Annotated in this window: 16 protein-coding genes; all 16 read right to left on the bottom strand. The window is 68.8% G+C overall.

All coding sequences use genetic code 11. The features are described from left to right. Positions 1 to 26 precede the first annotated feature (26 nt). Positions 27 to 239 (bottom strand): Rv0909 family putative TA system antitoxin, encoded by a 213-nt coding sequence (locus EDF18_RS10100; RefSeq protein ID WP_123547682.1) that lies wholly within the window; start codon positions 237 to 239, stop codon positions 27 to 29. 174 nt (positions 240 to 413) lie between these two features. Then, positions 414 to 1,607 carry an elongation factor Tu gene (gene tuf, locus EDF18_RS10095; protein WP_123355166.1) on the bottom strand — a complete coding sequence of 398 codons (1,194 nt, stop codon included), beginning with the start codon at positions 1,605 to 1,607 and terminating at the stop codon, positions 414 to 416. A 126-nt stretch (positions 1,608 to 1,733) separates the two neighbouring features. Next, a complete protein-coding gene (gene fusA / locus EDF18_RS10090) occupies positions 1,734 to 3,848 on the bottom strand; it encodes an elongation factor G (protein WP_123547681.1) in 2,115 nt (704 codons plus the stop codon). A gap of 84 nt (positions 3,849 to 3,932) precedes the next feature. After that, the gene (gene rpsG, locus EDF18_RS10085; RefSeq protein WP_123547680.1) at positions 3,933 to 4,403 is read right to left on the bottom strand and encodes a 30S ribosomal protein S7; all 471 of its coding nucleotides are present in this window, start codon (positions 4,401 to 4,403) and stop codon (positions 3,933 to 3,935) included. Beyond that, entirely contained in the window at positions 4,403 to 4,777 is a 375-nt protein-coding gene (gene rpsL / locus EDF18_RS10080; protein WP_043593380.1) for a 30S ribosomal protein S12, read from the bottom strand. The genes rpsG and rpsL overlap by 1 nt, the downstream gene beginning before the upstream one ends. A 334-nt stretch (positions 4,778 to 5,111) precedes the next feature. Beyond that, entirely contained in the window at positions 5,112 to 5,666 is a 555-nt protein-coding gene (locus tag EDF18_RS10075; RefSeq protein WP_123547679.1) for a DUF6121 family protein, read from the bottom strand. Positions 5,667 to 5,805: 139 nt separating this feature from the next. After that, positions 5,806 to 6,609 (bottom strand): hypothetical protein, encoded by an 804-nt coding sequence (locus EDF18_RS10070; RefSeq protein ID WP_123547678.1) that lies wholly within the window; start codon positions 6,607 to 6,609, stop codon positions 5,806 to 5,808. A gap of 4 nt (positions 6,610 to 6,613) precedes the next feature. Then, a complete protein-coding gene (locus EDF18_RS10065) occupies positions 6,614 to 7,276 on the bottom strand; it encodes a hypothetical protein (RefSeq protein ID WP_123547677.1) in 663 nt (220 codons plus the stop codon). Next, entirely contained in the window at positions 7,273 to 8,322 is a 1,050-nt protein-coding gene (gene pilM / locus EDF18_RS10060) for a type IV pilus assembly protein PilM (RefSeq protein ID WP_123547676.1), read from the bottom strand. The genes EDF18_RS10065 and pilM overlap by 4 nt, the downstream gene beginning before the upstream one ends. A gap of 31 nt (positions 8,323 to 8,353) precedes the next feature. Continuing rightward, a complete protein-coding gene (locus EDF18_RS10055; RefSeq protein ID WP_123547675.1) occupies positions 8,354 to 9,187 on the bottom strand; it encodes an A24 family peptidase in 834 nt (277 codons plus the stop codon). Next, positions 9,184 to 11,058, bottom strand: a complete 1,875-nt coding sequence (locus EDF18_RS10050; protein WP_123547674.1) for a hypothetical protein — start codon at positions 11,056 to 11,058, stop codon at positions 9,184 to 9,186. Before EDF18_RS10050 ends, EDF18_RS10055 begins: the two co-directional genes overlap by 4 nt. After that, on the bottom strand, positions 11,058 to 11,747 hold the full coding sequence (locus EDF18_RS10045) for a type II secretion system protein J (RefSeq protein ID WP_123547673.1): 690 nt from the start codon (positions 11,745 to 11,747) through the stop codon (positions 11,058 to 11,060). The genes EDF18_RS10050 and EDF18_RS10045 overlap by 1 nt, the downstream gene beginning before the upstream one ends. After that, entirely contained in the window at positions 11,744 to 13,147 is a 1,404-nt protein-coding gene (locus EDF18_RS10040) for a prepilin-type N-terminal cleavage/methylation domain-containing protein (protein ID WP_123547672.1), read from the bottom strand. Before EDF18_RS10040 ends, EDF18_RS10045 begins: the two co-directional genes overlap by 4 nt. Before the next feature lie 109 nt (positions 13,148 to 13,256). Beyond that, positions 13,257 to 13,703 carry a type II secretion system protein gene (locus EDF18_RS16810; protein WP_123547671.1) on the bottom strand — a complete coding sequence of 149 codons (447 nt, stop codon included), beginning with the start codon at positions 13,701 to 13,703 and terminating at the stop codon, positions 13,257 to 13,259. Positions 13,704 to 13,981: 278 nt separating this feature from the next. Beyond that, positions 13,982 to 15,214 carry a type II secretion system F family protein gene (locus EDF18_RS10030; RefSeq protein ID WP_123547670.1) on the bottom strand — a complete coding sequence of 411 codons (1,233 nt, stop codon included), beginning with the start codon at positions 15,212 to 15,214 and terminating at the stop codon, positions 13,982 to 13,984. Continuing rightward, positions 15,214 to 17,055: a type IV pilus twitching motility protein PilT gene (locus tag EDF18_RS16755; protein ID WP_304982889.1), complete on the bottom strand. Its 1,842-nt coding sequence runs from the start codon at positions 17,053 to 17,055 to the stop codon at positions 15,214 to 15,216. The genes EDF18_RS10030 and EDF18_RS16755 overlap by 1 nt, the downstream gene beginning before the upstream one ends. Positions 17,056 to 17,161 lie beyond the last annotated feature (106 nt).

Raw genomic sequence — 17,161 nt, 5'->3', positions numbered from 1 at the left:
GAACGGGGCGTCGCGGATGGCCGGGGCTACTGGTCGCCGATCCTCTTGTCGGCCTGCTCCTTCGCCTGGGCGATCTTGTCGCTGTGCTTGCCCCCGGTGGCCTTGTCGGCGGCACCGGCGACGGCGTCGAGGATCTTGTCGCTGACGCCCTCGGCCTTCTCGCTCTTCAGGGCGTCCTGGACCTTGCCGTCCTTCAGGAACTCCTGGGCCTTCTTGGTGATGTCGTCGAAGCCTGCCATGGTGCGCCTCCTCTGGCCGGCGTCTCCGGCACGCCACCACTCTGCCGCGAAACAGCGATCGACGCACCCCCGTCGTGCCCCCGGTGCACGACGAGAGGGGCCGAGCCCTCTCGGGCCCGACCCCTCTCGGGTGTTCAGGTGGTGCTGGTCGTGCAGGTGCCTGTGCGGCGGGTGCTACTTGACGATCTTGACGACCGTGCCGGCGCCGACCGTGCGGCCACCCTCGCGGATGGCGAAGCGCAGGCCCTCTTCCATGGCGATGGGCTGGATCAGCTGGACGGTGATCTCAGTCGTGTCGCCGGGCATGACCATCTCGGTGCCCTCGGGCAGCGTGATGACACCCGTGACGTCGGTGGTGCGGAAGTAGAACTGCGGGCGGTAGTTCGCGTAGAACGGGTTGTGACGGCCGCCCTCGTCCTTCGAGAGGATGTAGACGTTCGCCTCGAACTCGGTGTGGGGCGTGATCGAGCCGGGCTTGACCACGACCTGGCCGCGCTCGACGTCCTCACGCTTGGTGCCGCGGAGGAGGAGTCCGACGTTCTCACCGGCGCGCGCGTCGTCGAGGGTCTTGCGGAACATCTCGATGGCGGTGACGGTCGTCTTGGACGACTTCTCCTTGATGCCGACGATCTCGACCTCGTCGTTCGGCTTCAGGATGCCGCGCTCGACACGACCGGTGATGACGGTTCCACGACCGGTGATCGTGAAGACGTCCTCGACGGGCATGAGGAAGGGCTGGTCCGTGGCACGGACGGGCTCGGGGACGTTCTCGTCGACCTGGTCCATCAGGTCGGCGACCGTGGCGGCCCACTTCTCGTCGCCCTCGAGGGCCTTGAGAGCGGAGACCTGCACGACGGGGGCGTTGTCGCCGTCGAAGTCCTGGCTGGAGAGGAGCTCGCGCACCTCGATCTCGACGAGCTCGAGGATCTCCTCGTCGTCGACCATGTCGGACTTGTTGAGGGCCACGACGATGTAGGGCACGCCGACCTGGCGGGCGAGCAGGACGTGCTCACGCGTCTGGGGCATCGGGCCGTCGGTGGCGGCGACCACGAGGATCGCGCCGTCCATCTGAGCCGCGCCGGTGATCATGTTCTTGATGTAGTCGGCGTGACCGGGAGCGTCGACGTGAGCGTAGTGACGCTTCTCCGTCTGGTACTCGACGTGCGAGATGTTGATCGTGATGCCGCGCTGCTTCTCTTCGGGCGCGTTGTCGATCTGGTCGAAGGCCGACGCCTCGTTGAGGGTCGGGTACTTGTCGTGCAGGACCTTGGTGATCGCCGCGGTGAGCGTGGTCTTGCCGTGGTCGACGTGACCGATGGTTCCGATGTTGACGTGCGGCTTGGTCCGCTCGAACTTGGCCTTAGCCACTGTGGGTCCTCCTCAGGACTCGGTTGCAGTGGGGCCGGGGGCCGGGTCGATGACCCGGCCTACCGGACACTGCGGATTGGTGTGTGTACATGTTACGCGGTCGAGGAACGGCCGCGAGATTCGGGACTATTCGCCCTTGTTCTTCTGGATGATCTCCTCGGCGACGGCCGAGGGGACTTCCTGGTACGACTCGAACGTCATCGAGTAGACGGCACGACCCGAGGTCTTCGACCGCAGGTCTCCGACGTAGCCGAACATCTCCGACAGCGGCACGCTGGCCCGAACGACCTTCACACCACTGGCGTCTTCCATCGACGAGATCTGCCCGCGTCGCGAGCTGAGGTCGCCAATGACGTCGCCCATGTACTCCTCGGGCGTACGCACCTCGACCGCCATGAGCGGCTCGAGGAGAACGGGCTGGGCCTTGCGAGCCGCCTCTTTGTAGGCGATCGACCCAGCGATCTTGAAGGCCATCTCCGACGAGTCGACGTCGTGCGCCGCGCCGTCGAGGAGCAGCGCCCGGACGCCCACCGTCGGGTAGCCCGCGAGGACTCCGACCTGCATGGCGTCCTGGATGCCGGCGTCGACCGAGGGGATGTACTCCCGCGGGACGCGGCCGCCGGTGACCTTGTTGACGAACTCGTAGGTCGACTCGGCCGTGACCTCGTAGGGCTCCAGGGCGATCTGGATCTTGGCGAACTGACCCGACCCACCGGTCTGCTTCTTGTGGGTGTAGTCGTAGCGCTCGATGCCCTTCTTGAGCGTCTCGCGGTAGGCCACCTGGGGCTTGCCGACGTTCGCCTCGACGTTGAACTCGCGCTTCATGCGGTCGACGAGGATGTCGAGGTGGAGCTCGCCCATGCCCTTGATGACCGTCTGGCCCGTCTCGACGTTGAGCTCGACGCGGAACGTCGGGTCCTCCTCGGCGAGCTTCTGGATGGCCAGCGAGAGCTTCTCCTGGTCGGCCTTCGTCTTGGGCTCGATGGCGACCTCGATGACGGGCTCGGGGAACGTCATCGACTCGAGCACGATCTGCTCGGACGGGTCGCACAGCGTGTCACCGGTGGTGGTGAACTTCAGGCCGATGACCGCGTAGATGTGGCCGGCGGTGACGCTGTCGACCGGGTTCTCCTTGTTGGAGTGCATCTGGAAGATCTTGCCGATGCGCTCCTTCTTGTCCTTGGTCGAGTTGATGACCTGGGCACCCGACTCGATCGAGCCGGAGTACACGCGGACGTAGGTGAGGCGACCGAAGAAGGGGTGCACCGCGACCTTGAAGGCGAGGGCCGAGAACGGCTCGCTCGACTCGGGCTTGCGGATGATGACCTTCTCGGCGTCGCGGACGTCGTGGCCCTCCATGGGAGGCACGTCGAGCGGCGAGGGGAGGTAGTCGATGACCGCGTCGAGCATCGGCTGGACGCCGCGGTTCTTGAAGGCGGAGCCACAGAAGATCGGGTACAGCTCGCTGTTGACCGTCATCTTGCGGACGGCGCCCTTGATCTCGGCGATCGTCAGCTCTTCGCCGCCGAAGTACTTCTCGAGCAGCGCGTCGTCCGACTCGGCGACCGTCTCGAGGAGCTTGGCGCGGTACTCCGCGGCCTTCTCCTTGAGGTCGTCCGGGATCTCCTCGATCTCGTACTTGGCACCCAGCTCGACGTCACCCTTGGAGTCGCCGCGCCACGTCAGCGCACGCATCTCGACGAGGTCGACGACGCCCTCGAACGAGGACTCCGAACCGATCGGGAGCTGCATGACGAGGGGCTTGGCGCCCAGGCGGTTGATGATCGTGTCGACCGTGAAGTAGAAGTCGGCGCCGAGCTTGTCCATCTTGTTGACGAAGCAGATGCGGGGCACGTCGTACTTGTCGGCCTGACGCCAGACGGTCTCGGACTGGGGCTCGACGCCCTCCTTGCCGTCGAACACGGCGACCGCGCCGTCGAGCACGCGGAGCGAACGCTCGACCTCGACCGTGAAGTCGACGTGGCCGGGGGTGTCGATGATGTTGATCTGGTTCTTGTTCCAGAAGCACGTCGTCGCGGCGGACGTGATCGTGATGCCGCGCTCCTGCTCCTGCGCCATCCAGTCCATCGTGGCCGCACCGTCGTGGACCTCACCGATCTTGTGGGTGATGCCGGTGTAGTACAGGATGCGCTCGGTCGTCGTCGTCTTGCCAGCATCGATGTGCGCCATGATGCCGATGTTGCGGACCTTGTTCAGGTCGGTGAGCACGTCCTGTGCCACAGGTTCCTCCGAAGGGGTAGGTGGGGAAAGCGGGAGCCGAGGAGGCGCGGTGCACGTCGTGCGCACACCGCGCCTCCGTGGCTGTTACCAGCGGTAGTGCGCGAAGGCCTTGTTCGCCTCGGCCATCTTGTGAGTGTCCTCACGGCGCTTGACAGCGGCGCCGAGGCCGTTGGAGGCGTCGAGGATCTCGTTCATGAGGCGCTCGGTCATCGTCTTCTCGCGACGAGCCTTGGCGTAGGTGGTGAGCCAGCGGAGCGCGAGCGTGTTCGCGCGGTGCGGCTTGACCTCGACGGGGACCTGGTAGGTCGAGCCGCCGACGCGGCGCGAACGCACCTCGAGGGTCGGGCGCACGTTGTCGAGCGCCTTCTTCAGCGTGACGACGGCATCCTGGTCGTTCTTGGCGGAGACGCCGGCGAGAGCACCGTAGACGATGCGCTCGGCGAGGCCCTTCTTGCCGTCGAGGAGGATCTTGTTGACGAGCTGGCTGACGATCGGCGCACCGTAGACCGGGTCGGCGACGACGGGGCGCTTGGGCGCGGGTCCTTTACGAGGCATTACTTCTTGTCCTTCTTCGCACCGTAGAGGCTGCGAGCCTGCTTGCGGTTCTTCACGGCCTGGGTGTCGAGGGCGCCACGGACGATCTTGTAGCGCACGCCGGGGAGGTCCTTCACACGACCGCCGCGCACGAGCACCATCGAGTGCTCCTGCAGGTTGTGGCCCTCGCCGGGGATGTAGGCGGTGACCTCGGTGCCGTTGGAGAGCTTCACACGGGCGACCTTGCGGAGCGCGGAGTTCGGCTTCTTGGGGGTGGTGGTGTACACGCGGGTGCACACGCCACGCTGCTGGGGGTTGGACCGCAGGGCGGGGGCCTTGGTCTTGACGACCTTCGGCGTGCGTCCCTTGCGGACCAGCTGCTGGATGGTTGGCACTGGTTCTCCTTGGTTGCGCTCTGCTCTCGGCCGGTGCTGCGCCGTGCAGTGCTCTGCTCTGTCCGACCGGATGGTCGGCGTCCTCGTCTCGTCGGGACCGGGCCGGATGAGGCCCTGCCCCGCCCGGCGACCGCCGCGTGACGAGCACGCGGAACAGCTGGGGGACGGTGTGACCCTGCTCGTGCCGGGTCGTCGACCGTGGTACGAGCGGGATTTTCGGGCGCGCGATGAAGCGCACACCCGATAGAGCATAGCTTCGGACAGGGGGTTAATCAAATGTCTCCGGGCTGCGACGGGACGCCCGGGGCGAACGGCCAGTCGCCTCCCGGCCCGCTCAGCGGGCGGGCTCGGCCCTCGAGAGCAGCAGCGTGCCGAGCACGACGAGGGCGGCGCAGACGACGGCGCCGAGCACGAACGGCGACAGCGCGTAGCGGGCGGCGAAGAGCACCAGCCAGACGACCTCGCCGCGCACCACGGCGTAGCCGACGCTGCCGACGAGCAGCATGACCGCCCAGACGGCGGCGGCCGCGGAGACGACCGCGGGCCAGGGGCTCGGAGGCGCGGGTCGGGGACCCGGGGCGCCGCCGCCCGCGTCTCCGGGGCGCGGGCCCCGGCGGGCCGGACGGGCGTCGTGCAGGGGCTGCGCGGGGAACGTGCCCCGCACCTCCGGCGCTCCCCCGTCGCGGGCGTCGGCGAGCGCGGCTGAGCGCATCAAGGCCAGGAGGACGACGAGGAGGGCGGCACCGCCCATGGCCGGACCGAGGAAGGGGCCCGCGTCGGGCTCGCCGATGACGTCGCGGTCGAGCAGCAGGCTCTCGAAGCCGGCCGTCGCCACGAGCAGGGCGCCGAAGAGGACGCTCGCCATCAGGGCGTAGACGGCACGGGTCATGAGCCGAGGGTACGCCGCGGGACGTCCCAGGCGGCGGGCCAGGACGGGCGCGGGCGGCGGAAGAGCCCGGCTCGTCCCTGTGGAGGGAGGAGCCGGGCTCTGGGCGCTTAGCCGAGCGCAGGAGGCGCGGGTCGGCCGGTCAGCGACCGCTGGCGGTCGTGTCCGTACCCTCGTCGGTGCCCTCGGCCTGCGTCGGCGCCGTCGTCGTGGCGTCGCCGTCGGCGGGGGCGGTCTCGCCGTCCTGCATGACGAAGACGAGTCCGCCGACCGTCCAGGTCTGGCCCTCGGCCGCACCGGCCTCGCCCCCGGAGGCCTCCTCCGGGTCGCTGCTCGTGATGGTGGTCACGAGGAACAGGCGGGGGCCCTTCTGCAGGCGGTCGACGAAGTCGAGCGCCTGGTCGTACGAGCCCGCGATGTCGACCGTGACGGCGATGGTCGAGAAATTGGCGGCCGTGACGGCGGGGTCGGTGAACGTGGTGGGAGCGGTGGGACCTGCCGCCTCCGCCGGGGCGGCAGCCGACGCGTCTGCGCCCTCCGTCGGCTCAGCGCCCTCGGCAGTCGCCGCGTCGGCGACCGGAGCGGCAGCCGACGCGGGCATCTCGTAGGAGACGGCATCCGCGGCCGTGAACGACGTGACGGGTACCCCAGCGGCGTCGGCCATCTCGTCGAGCTGACGGATCAGCGCGGGCATGTCGGCCGCGTCCGGCACGGACGCGCGACGCGTGTCGCGATCGGCCGTCAGGGTCGAGAGCTGGTCGTTCTCGGAGACGAGCTGGGCGAGCGTGGCTCGGAGGCTCTCGTTCTGCGTCTCGACCGTAGCGCGCTGCTCGGCCGCGGCGGACGCCGAGGAGAGCTGGGGCTGCACGCCGAGCAGGAAGCCCAGCGCGAGGACGGCGACGCCGCTCAGCGCGGCGACGATCATCTTGATGCGATTGCGGTCCACGAGGTCACTCGCCTTCCGTCGGAGCGAAGCGGTTCGAGAACGCGCGCTGGTCGATGTGCATGGTGACTGTTGCTTCGTAGACGCCGTTCTCCAGAGATACCGACCCTGGGGTCGCATCCGTGTACCCGGGGAGAGTCGCGAGGCCGTCCAGCCAGTCCGGGACGCTCGGCAGCTCGGCGCTCCTCGCGCTGAAAGTGACGGTTCCGATACGAGCGCCCTGGAGGGGCGTGTCGGACTGTGCGTAGTCCGACGTCGGAGTGGCTTGGTCGATGCTGATCGTCGAGACCGTCACCCCCGCCGGAAGGGTCGCCTGGATCTGGGCCAGATACGAGGGCCAGGCGATCTCGGTAGCTCCGGCGACGGCCTGCGCGGCGGTCAGCAGCGTGATCTCGGACTGGGTGTCGCGCACCTCGGTGTACTTGCCCTGTTCGAGAAGCAGCTGCTGCGTGTCTGCCTGCGAGGCCAGCAGCTCGTCCTGAGCTTCGATCGAGTGCAGGGTGGCGGCCCCCACGGCGATTCCCGCCACGGCGGCCGCCCCGACGACGCCCATCCAGGCTCGACGCACAGCGACGCCGCCCCGGCGCTCGGCCCGGACCTCCGGGGGCAGCAGGTCGACGCGGGGCAGTCCCCCGACGACCGCCGTGGCGGTCTTCTTCGTGCGGCTCATGCGGCGCTCCCCAGTGCGAGCCCGAGGGCCACGGTCATGTCGGAGGCGCGTCCGCGGAGGGCGGCCTCGTCGACGTTCTTGCCGAACGCGACGGTGGCGAACGGATCGGCGACGACCACGGGCAGGCGCGTCACCTCGGACAGCGCGTCCGGGAGGCCCGGCAGCAGTGCGCCGCCCCCGGCGAGGACGATCTGGGAGACCGTCTCGGTCGGCCTGGTGTTGACGAAGTACTGGACGGTGTTGCGGAAGCTGCCGAGCAGCTCGTTGACCGACTCGAAGATGGCGGCCGACGAGGCCTGCTCCTCCGCGTTGGTGATCACGGTGCTGAGGCCGCGCTGCCTCTTGACGGCCACCGCCTCCTCGACCGAGACGCCGCGCTTGGCGACGATCGCCTGCGTGACGTCGTCGCCGCCCGAGGGGATGATGCGGACGAACTGCGGGACGCCGTCGGTCGCGACGATCACGGACGACGTGCTGTGGCCGATCTCGATCAGGGCGACGGTGCCGGTGAGGCCGGGTCGGTTGATCAGCAGGCGCGTGTTCGCGAACGGGATGAGGTCGACGCCCATGGTCGACAGGCCGGCGAGCTTGCTGGCGCGGACGTTGCCGAGGACGGCGTCCTTGACGGCGGCGATGAGCAGGCCGTTGAGCACGGGGCCGTTCTCGCCCTCGCTCTCCTTGTAGGGGTAGAAGTCGAGCAGCGCATCGGCGACGGGCACCGGCAGCATGTCCTGGACCTGGAACGGCAGCGACTCGCGGATCCGCTCGCGCGACGCCTTCGCCACGGTCAGGTCGCGGGCCAGCACGCGCTGGTTGCCCATGCCGAGCACGACGTTCTTGCTCTTGAACCCGCCGGCGCTCCAGAGCTGCTTGAGGGCGCTGGCGACGGTCTGGGGCTCGAGCACTTCTCCGCGGCTGGCAGCGCCGTCGCTGAGGGCCATCTCGGAGAAGCGGACGACGGTGGGGCGCGGCTTGTCGACGTCGGCGACCTCGACCGCGCGGAGCGATCGGCTGCCGATGTCGACGCCGACGATGTTCTTCGTCATGGGGTGGTCTCTTTTCTGCGTGAGTTCGGGCTCACGCGAGGGTGAGGAGCTGGAGGTAGGAGGCGGCGACGATGCCGCCGACGAGCACGCCGACCCAGGCGCCCGCGAGCATCCAGGGGCCGAAGGGGATGCCGCCGGTGCGTTGGGCACGACGGGTGGCGAGCAGGACGAGCGAGAACAGGCCGCCGAGCAAGAACGCGGCGAAGGCGCCGACGACGAGCTCGCCCCAGCCGAGCCAGCCGAGCCAGAGGCCCAGCACGCCGGCGAGCTTGACGTCGCCGAGGCCCATGGCCCCGGGCTTGACGAGGGCGAGCCCGAGGTAGAAGACGAACAGGGCAGCCATGCCGACCACGCCGCGGAGCAGCGCGTCCCACTCCCCCGACAGGGCCGAGGAGGCGCCCAGCAGCACGAGGCCGACCGCGTACGACGGCAGCACGATCGCGTCGGGCAGCCGGTGGTGCTCGACGTCGATGATGGCGAGGGCGACGCTCGCGCCGGCCAGCCAGAGGAACGCGACTAGCTCGAGCAGCGCGGCGACGAGCGGTGCGGCCTCGGTCGGGACGGCCGACCAGGGCCAGACTGCAGCCGCCACGAGGGCGAAGAAGCCGCCGGTGGCGAGCTCGACGATCGGGTAGCGGGCCGAGATGGCGGTGCGGCAGCTGCGGCAACGGCCCTTGAGCGCGAGCCAGCTGAGCACGGGCACGTTGTCGTAGGCCCTGATCGGCGTGTGGCACCCGGGGCACGCGCTCGGCGGCGACGAGATCGACATGCCCGCGGGGACGCGGTAGACGACGACGTTGAGGAACGAGCCGATCAGCACGCCGAGCCCGCCGGCGGTGAGCGCGGCGAGGAGGAGGGCGGTCACGAGACGACCTCCTTGCCGGTCCAGTCGACGGCGGTCTGGCTCTCGACGATGTGCGTCACGCCGTAGCTGGTCGAGACCGGGCTGAGGAACTTAGGCGGCGCCGTGTAGCGCATCCGCGGATCGTAGACGTAGGACTTCGTGTATCCCGTGGCTCCCGTGGTCGCGACCGGGCCGCGGAACTTCTGCGAGATCGATCCGAGAACGTTCAGCTTGCCCTTCGGGAAGCCGCCGTCCTGGTTGTAGTTCTGCACGGTGAAGGTGTGCGCCACGGACAGGATCGCGGCCTGGATCGTCCGGTCGCTGGCGGTGCGGTCCATCAGCCCGGTCGAATAAGTGGTCTCGTCGTAGGGGACGTCCCGAGGACAGTTGTAGGCCCTGCCGTTGTAGTAGCAGGTGTAGTACTCGGTGCGGTAGCGCGTCGTCGTCGTCGAGTAGGTCTTCGTGGGGTTGTAGACGTAGACCGCGTTCGTGCCGACGAGGCCGAGCATGTCGCGGGCAGAGTCGGCGAGGAGGACGTCACCCGTGACGTAGACGAAGTTGTAGGCCGCGATCGTCATGTTGCCCTTGAGCGTGCCCTTGACGAAGACGTCGCCGGCGGTGCACGAGTAGCTCGCGCCGGTCTCCCCCGCGGCAGGGAATCCCACCCCGTTGCCCGCGACGGCGCCGTCGGCACCGGTGCAGCTGTACTTCGCCGGCAGGTTCGAGCCGACACGGGCGTTGACATTGCCCGATGCCGTCGGGACGTCCTGGACGTAGATCAGGTTGCCGTCGAGCACGGGCAGTGTCTGGCCGCCAGGGCTGCCGAGCGAACCGCCGCCGGCTCGGTCGCCGACGATGCCGCACTTGACGGGCGTCCGGACGGCTCCCGTCTCGGCCCCGTTGTTCAGCTGTGTGGACTTGGTCCACGGCGAGTACACGGTCATCGTGCCGTCGCCGTTCAGGGTGATCGAGGTCGGACCGGTGTAGAGGCAACCCGGGTTCGGCACAGTTGATCCCGACAGGTCAGCCCTCGTCTCCTGCTTCATCTTGTCGTTCGTCTGCGGCATCGTGATCTGGGCCGCGTAGTCGGGAGTCGCCTTTTTGTCCTTGCCGAAGACCGGGGTGCCCGTGCAGTTCGCCCCCGTCGCCGAGTTGAAGCGGTTGGCACGCGTGCTCGCCGTCGTCGTCGCACCGAGGAACTGAGGACCACCACAGACGACCATGGTGTCGTTCGTGTGCAGCGGACCGTTGATGACGTCGCCCGGGGCGAACTGGATGGTCGTGCAACTGGGCCGGGAGTTCACAGCCCATTCGTAAGCCGGGCTGCAGTTCGTGCTCGACAGCGCAGGGTCGCTGATCTCGAAATCGGTGAAGTAGACGTAGTCGAGGAAGCCGTCCTGCTTGAGGTCGGCGACCACGCTGCGGGTGGTGTCGCCGACGCGTCCCGTCGAGCGCAGCCGCAGGCTGCCCTTGCTCGAGTACTGCGAGGTGTCGACTTCGTAGCGGTACGAGGCGTCGGAGCCGGGGACGGTCTGCCATGTGCCGGCCTTGCCTTTGCCGAAAGCCGGGTTTCCGTTCGTGCCGGTGAAGCTGCTCCCGCTGCTGAAGGACGTAGCGCGCACGCCGTACTGGCTGTAGGCGTTGTTGTTGGCGAGCTTGCTCTGGTAGTCCTCGACACCCGCGTAGGCGGCGGCGATGGCAGCGTTGTAGTCCGAGTCGCCACGGGCCTTGACGGAGCCGCTGACCGCGACCGAGATCATCGTGACGCTCAGGAGGAGCAGCACGGCTCCGAGCCCGATGACGCTGGCCAAGGCGACACCGCGTTCGCGGTCGTCGCCGCGCAGACGGCGGAGGACACCCCGGAACATGTGCAGGTGCAGGAGTCGGGTCATTAGGGCAGCGTCCTGGCGATGTCGAGGTTGGGCAGGCCGACGGTGTTCACGAGCGTCGTGGACGTCGCCGGGGTCGTGCCGGTGCCCGCTTGCAGGCGCACACGCACTGCCGCGACGGTGGACACCTTGGAGGCGGGGACCGCGTCGGTCGTTAGAGGGATGACGGCCCCGGCCGCGTCGAGGTACGTGAAGGTATCGACGCCCTGCACCATGGGCGAGCCCACGACTCGTCGAACGGGGGCGTTCGCCACGTTGAAGGTGTAGAAGCCATCGGACGTGACGGAGCTGGGCCAGATGCTCTCCACGAGTTGCCCGCCTGTCAGGTCGTACTGCACCATCACCGGGGTCTGAGCGGCCGAGACCAAGTTGACGTAGGCGTAGAACCTGACGCTGTTGCTCTTCGCCAGCTCGAAGGCGGGTGCGTCGAGAGGCTGCCCGGAGACCGGGTTGTCAGTGGCCGCCCGCAGGTTGCGCGTAACCGCCGTCATCGAGTTCGTCACCGTCCGGGTCGCACCGTCGATGGCGCGGACCTGTGATGAGGCCCGCGAGGCACCGACCATGAAGCTGCCAGTGATGGCCATGAGGATCGCGAAGACCATCATCGAGACGAGCAGCTCGGCGAGGCTGATGCCGAGGTCGCGGCGTCCTGGTTCGTTCAGCTCGGCAAGCCGAGCGCGGAGGAGCGTCACGGGGTGCCGCCTCGGGGGTCGAGCAACACCGTCTTGGCCGTCGTGTCGACGATGCCCCGGGTACGGGCGGCGTCACCGCGCGGCGTGATCTGGTCCTTCAAGGTGAAGACGGTGCCGCTGTTACTCGTGTTGTAGGTGTAGAACTTCCAGGTGCCGTAGGGCAGCGCCATCGCCGTCAGGGCGGTGACCGAGGGGAAGTAGTACGTCTGGCCCGTCACGCATCCCGGGTCACCGTTCGCCTTACTGTTCTGCTGCACGGCGGCGACCCGCTGGACGCCTGGGAGGTCGGCCAGCTGCACGACCCCGGTCGGGACGATCGGCACCGCCGAGTCGCCGGGTGCAGCGCCTACGGGCATGATCTGAGCGCCCACCATGCCGTCAGCGGCCGGGGTGGTCCAGGCGGACGGGTCGACGTTGAGGCACGACGACTCGACGTTGTTCTTGGGATCGGTCGTCGGGTCGATGTGTCGACCGGCCATGACCGAGTACCCCCCGGTGAACGGGAAGAGCGGCACCGGCGAAGCCGCGGACGCAGCGACCGTGTAGTCGCCCTGTGCGCTGCTGCGGAAGGTCAGGTCGAGGTTCGTGGGGAGGGTGCGGAGCAGCGCCTGCTCTCGACCGACGGAGGCGTTGAATGAGGCGGCGGTGTCGAAGGAGAAGGAGGCCGTTTGCGACGTGCCGGCCGTCACGACGACCGGGGTCATCACCTGGGTGCTCTTCTGGTCTGGACCGACGGCGCCGCCCTTCGAGATGGTCACCTGGTAGTTGCCCGCGGCCAGGCCCAGCGCGTAGGTGCAGCCCGTGGAGTCGGTCTTGGCCGGCGTGGGCGGCGCAACCGCGCCGTTCGGGGAATCGGTGGCCGCAGCGATCTGCACAGTCACTCCCGAGGTGCCCGTGCCGCTGGCGCCTAGCACCTCGACGACGATGGTCCCCTTGTTCGGGTCGTTGATGCGGCTGTTCGGCGCGATGGCGGTGGCGCTGGTGATCTCGCCGCCGGGCCGCATGCCTGCGTAGCTGACGGAGACCTCTACCTGCTTGTACTGCAGCGTGCCGGTACCGGTGCCGCAGATGGTCGTGTTCGACGTGGTGGTCGCCCAGCTGGCGCGGCGCGTGACCTCGTAGGTGGTGCCGCCCACCTCGGTGGTCCACGTCTTGTCGACGATGGTGAAGACGTCCTTCACGCTGCGCAGGAGATCGATGTCCTGGGCGGCGAGCTGCGTGGCGATGGCACGGGCTCGGCTCTCGCGGGTGAGGACGAGGGAGTTGGTGATCGTGTAAGCGACCCCGATGGAGATGATGGTGAAGACCATCATGGCGACAATGACCTCGACGAGGCTGAAGCCGGTGTCACGCTCGGCTGGGCTGGCGGGGCGGAGGACGTCGTTGAGGCGTCGGAACATGGTGGATCACCTCCCGGTCGGGTTCAGGGGTGGGTTCAGGTCAGACCGTCAGGGGGACGATCGGGCGGACGGGTGTCCACGCCGAAGCGCGGACACCCGTCCCGGATGATCAGCAGACGGAGCCGGCAGGCTTGGCCTCGACGACGCCCGAGGACTCGGTGACGTAGAAGCTCTTCGTCGCGTCGCTGGCCTTCTTGGCCGTGAGGCAGAACTTGGCGGCGGTGGCGGTGCCGCTGTAGGCGAGTCCGGCGGTGTTGGCGCCGACCGTGTAGCCGTAGGTGCCGAGCTTCTCGACCGTGAGGTCAGTGGAAGCCGGGAACGAGCCGCTCTCGGTCTGGTAAGCGATGACTGCGGTCTTGGCGTTCGACAGGTCGCTCTTGACTCCCGAGTCCTTGGCGTTGTTCTGCACGCCGAGGTACACGGGGATGGCGATGGCGGCGAGGATGCCGATGATGATGACGACGACGAGGAGCTCGATGAGCGTGAAGCCCTTGTCCTTGTCCTGGGCGAGGTCCTGGCGGCGGGCGGAGAGCTTGCCCATGAGTGCGAAGTACATGACTGGTCCGTTCGAGATCGGGTGCGGGAGAGGTGATCGGAGGCGGTCACGTCGTTCCCGCCGGAGATGACTCTCCCAGCCCCCGAGACCCGCGAGAATCCCGCAGACGGGGGGTTTCTGCCCGCGACACGGCCCCAGTCCGGGTCACCCCCGAACGGGCAGAACCCCTGTTCAGGGGTCACCTGCAAAGCGACACCCGTTGCACACGACAAAGGGCCCGACCGGGGGTCGGGCCCTTCTGGCACAGCGAGGAAGGACGGCTCAGAGCCGCTCTGCGACTACTTGATCAGCGACGTGATCTGGAAGATAGGCAGGTACAGCGCGACGATCATGCCGCCCACGACGACGCCGAGGAACGCGATCAGCAGGGGCTCGATCAGAGCCGTGAGCGACTCCGTGGTCGACTTCACCTCCTGGTCGTAGAAGTCCGCCACCTTCTCGAGCATCGTCTCGAGCGAGCCGGCGTCCTCGCCAACCGAGATCATCTGCGTGACCATCGGCGGGAAGACCCCGGAGGCGGTCAGGGGGGCGGCGATGGACTCGCCCTGCCGCACCGACTCCGCGACCTCGACCAGCGCCTCCTCGAGCACGTAGTTGCCCGAGACCTCGCCGACGATGCGCAAGGCGGTGAGGATGGGGACGCCGGCGCCGATCATGTTGGAGAAGTTGCGGGAGAAACGCGCGATGGCGATCTTGCGGAGCAGCTCGCCGAACACCGGCAGCTTGAGCTTCAGCGGATCGAGCTTCGAGCGGACCTTGACGGAGTTCTTGTTCGTCTTCCACCAGATCGACCCGCCGATGCCGCCGATGATGAGCACCGGCAGCACGTAGGGCATCGCCTGTGAGGCGTAGACGAGCATCATCGTCGGCAGGGGGAGCTGGCCGCCGAGGTTCGTGAACATGTCCTGGAAGATCGGCACGATGAAGGTCAGCATGATGACGACCGCGAGCAGCGACATCACGAGCACGACGACCGGGTAGGTCATCGCCGACTTGATCGTGGACCGCAGCGCCACCTCCTTCTCGAAGTTGTCCGCGGTCGACTCGAGCGCCTTGTCCAGGAACCCGCCGACCTCTCCGGCCCGGATCATGTTGATCATCAGGGGCGGGAAGTGCTTGTCGTGCTTGCCGACCGCGTCGGAGAACGAGACGCCGGTCTCGACGTCGTCGCGCACCTCCTGCATGACCTTCTGCAGCGTCTTGTTGTCGACCTGGTCGGCGAGGATCGTCAGGGTGCGCAGCAGCGACAGGCCCGACGCGATCATGGTCGCCATCTGGCGCGACATGACCGCGATCTCCTTCATCTTGACCCCGCCGCCGCCGAGGCCGCCGATCGAGATCTCGCGCTGCAGGCCGGTGCCGTCGCTCGCCGCGGCGATCGAGATGGGCTGCACGCCCATCGTGCGCAGGCGGGTGACGACGGCGCCCTCGCTGGACGCGTCGACCTTGCCCTTGACGACCTTGCCGGCCGAGTCGCGGCCCTTGTAGGCGTAGGCGGTGCTGGTGGCCATCAGTTGCTCCCGATCGAGAAGGCGTCGCCGAAGTCGATGCCGGCGTCGAGGCCGGTCGTCTCGGACTTGTTGATCACGCGGGTGACGAGGCGGTCGAAGCCCTCGGTGTCGTGCACCTTCTCCATCGCCGCCTTGTGCGTGACGGTGCCGGTGTTGACGAGGTCGGCCAGCTTCTGGTCCATCGTGTGCATGCCGAGGTCGCGCCCCGCCTGCATCGACGACGAGATCTGGTACGTCTTGCCCTCGCGGACGAGGTTGCCGATGGCCGGGGTCATCATCATGATCTCGGTCGCGACGACACGGCCCTTGCCGCCCGCCTTCGGCAGCAGCGTCTGGCAGACGACGCCCTGGAGCGTCGACGCGAGCTGGGTGCGCACCTGGTCCTGCTGGTGCGGCGGGAACACGTCGATCACACGGTCGATCGTCTGGGCGGCGCTCTGCGTGTGCAGGGTCGCGAACACGAGGTGGCCGGTCTCGGCGGCGGTCAGCGCGACCGAGATGGTCTCGAGGTCGCGGAGCTCGCCGATGAGGATGACGTCGGGGTCCTGGCGCAGCACGTGCTTGAGCGCGTTCGCGAAGCTGTGCGTGTCGTGGCCGACCTCGCGCTGGTTGACGATCGCCTTCTTGTGCTGGTGCATGAACTCGATCGGGTCCTCGACCGTCACGATGTGGTCGGCGCGGGTGCGGTTGACCAGGTCGATCAAGGCGGCGAGGGTCGTCGACTTGCCCGAGCCGGTGGGGCCCGTGACGAGCACGAGGCCGCGGGGCAGCTTCGCGAAGCGGCTGACGACCTCGGGCACGCCCAGGTCGGCGAGCTGCTTGATCTCGGTCGGGATGAGGCGGAAGGCCGCGCCCATCGCGCCGCGCTGCTGGTAGAAGTTCACGCGGAAGCGCGACTCGTCCGACAGCGAGTAGGCGAAGTCGAGCTCGAGCCGCTCGTCGAACTGCTCCTTCATGGCCGGGGTGAGCAGGCTGGTCAGGGCTGCGGAGACCGTCGGGGCGTCCCAGGGCTCGCCGCCGGCGAGGGCGGGCTGCAGGCCGCCGTCGACGCGGAGGGTCGGGGCGGCGTCGACCGTGACGTGCAGGTCGGAGGCGCCCTGCAGCACGACCTCGCAGAGCGCCGAGATCAGGGCGGGGTGAGCGACCGTGCGGGCGTGCTCGTGCAGCTCGATGCCGGGTCGGGACTCGACCTGGGCGGCGGGGGGCGCCTCCTCGGCGGCGTGCTGCGCGCTGGACGGCGCGAACGACGGGACGCGCAGCAGGCCGCCGTCGCCGAGCTGGGGCGAGACGGGCGCCGGGGCGGCGGAGTGCGAGGGAGCCGAGGAGGCGGCGGGCACGACCGGCGAGGTCGGCGCGGCCGACGACACGTCGGGCAGCGAGGGGGCCGAGGAGGCGGCGGCCGCGTCGTCGAGGGCGGTCTCGGCGGCGAGATACGCCGGCATGAACGCCTGCGGCGCTCCCGAGCCGATCTCGCCCACGGCGGGGCTGGCCGGGGCGACCTGGGCAGCCGCGTCGTCGAAGTCGTCGAAGCGGGGGTCGCTCCACGGGGTGCGGGCGGCCATGCCGCCGCCCTCGAGGGCGCTCGCGAGCCGCGCGGCGCGACGGCTGGTGGGCGCCGGGGTGGGGCTCCAGCCGAGCACCGCCTCCCCGCCGGCGTCGTCCATCGAGTAGACCGGGCCGCGCTCGGCCTCGTCGACGTGGGGGGCCAGGGGCGTCACGACCTTGGGCAGCTCCCACGAGGTCGCGGGGGTCTGCGTGCCCAGGTCGTTGCCGGGCGTGCCCGGGGTCCAGCCGTCGGCCGGGTCGACCTGGTCGGGGATCTCGAAGACGTTGTCGCTCATGCGGGCGTTCCCTCGGGTGCGGTGCGGCGGGCGGTGCGGACGGGTGCGGTGCGGGTGCGGGTGCGGGCCGGGCGGACGCAGGCGGCGCGAGCGGCGTCGGCGGCGC

Source organism: Frigoribacterium sp. PhB107 (assembly GCF_003751515.1).
Taxonomy (GTDB): Bacteria; Actinomycetota; Actinomycetes; order Actinomycetales; family Microbacteriaceae; genus Frigoribacterium.
The sequence above is the reverse complement of the archived record's forward strand: the minus strand, read 5'-3'. Positions and strand labels throughout refer to the sequence as shown.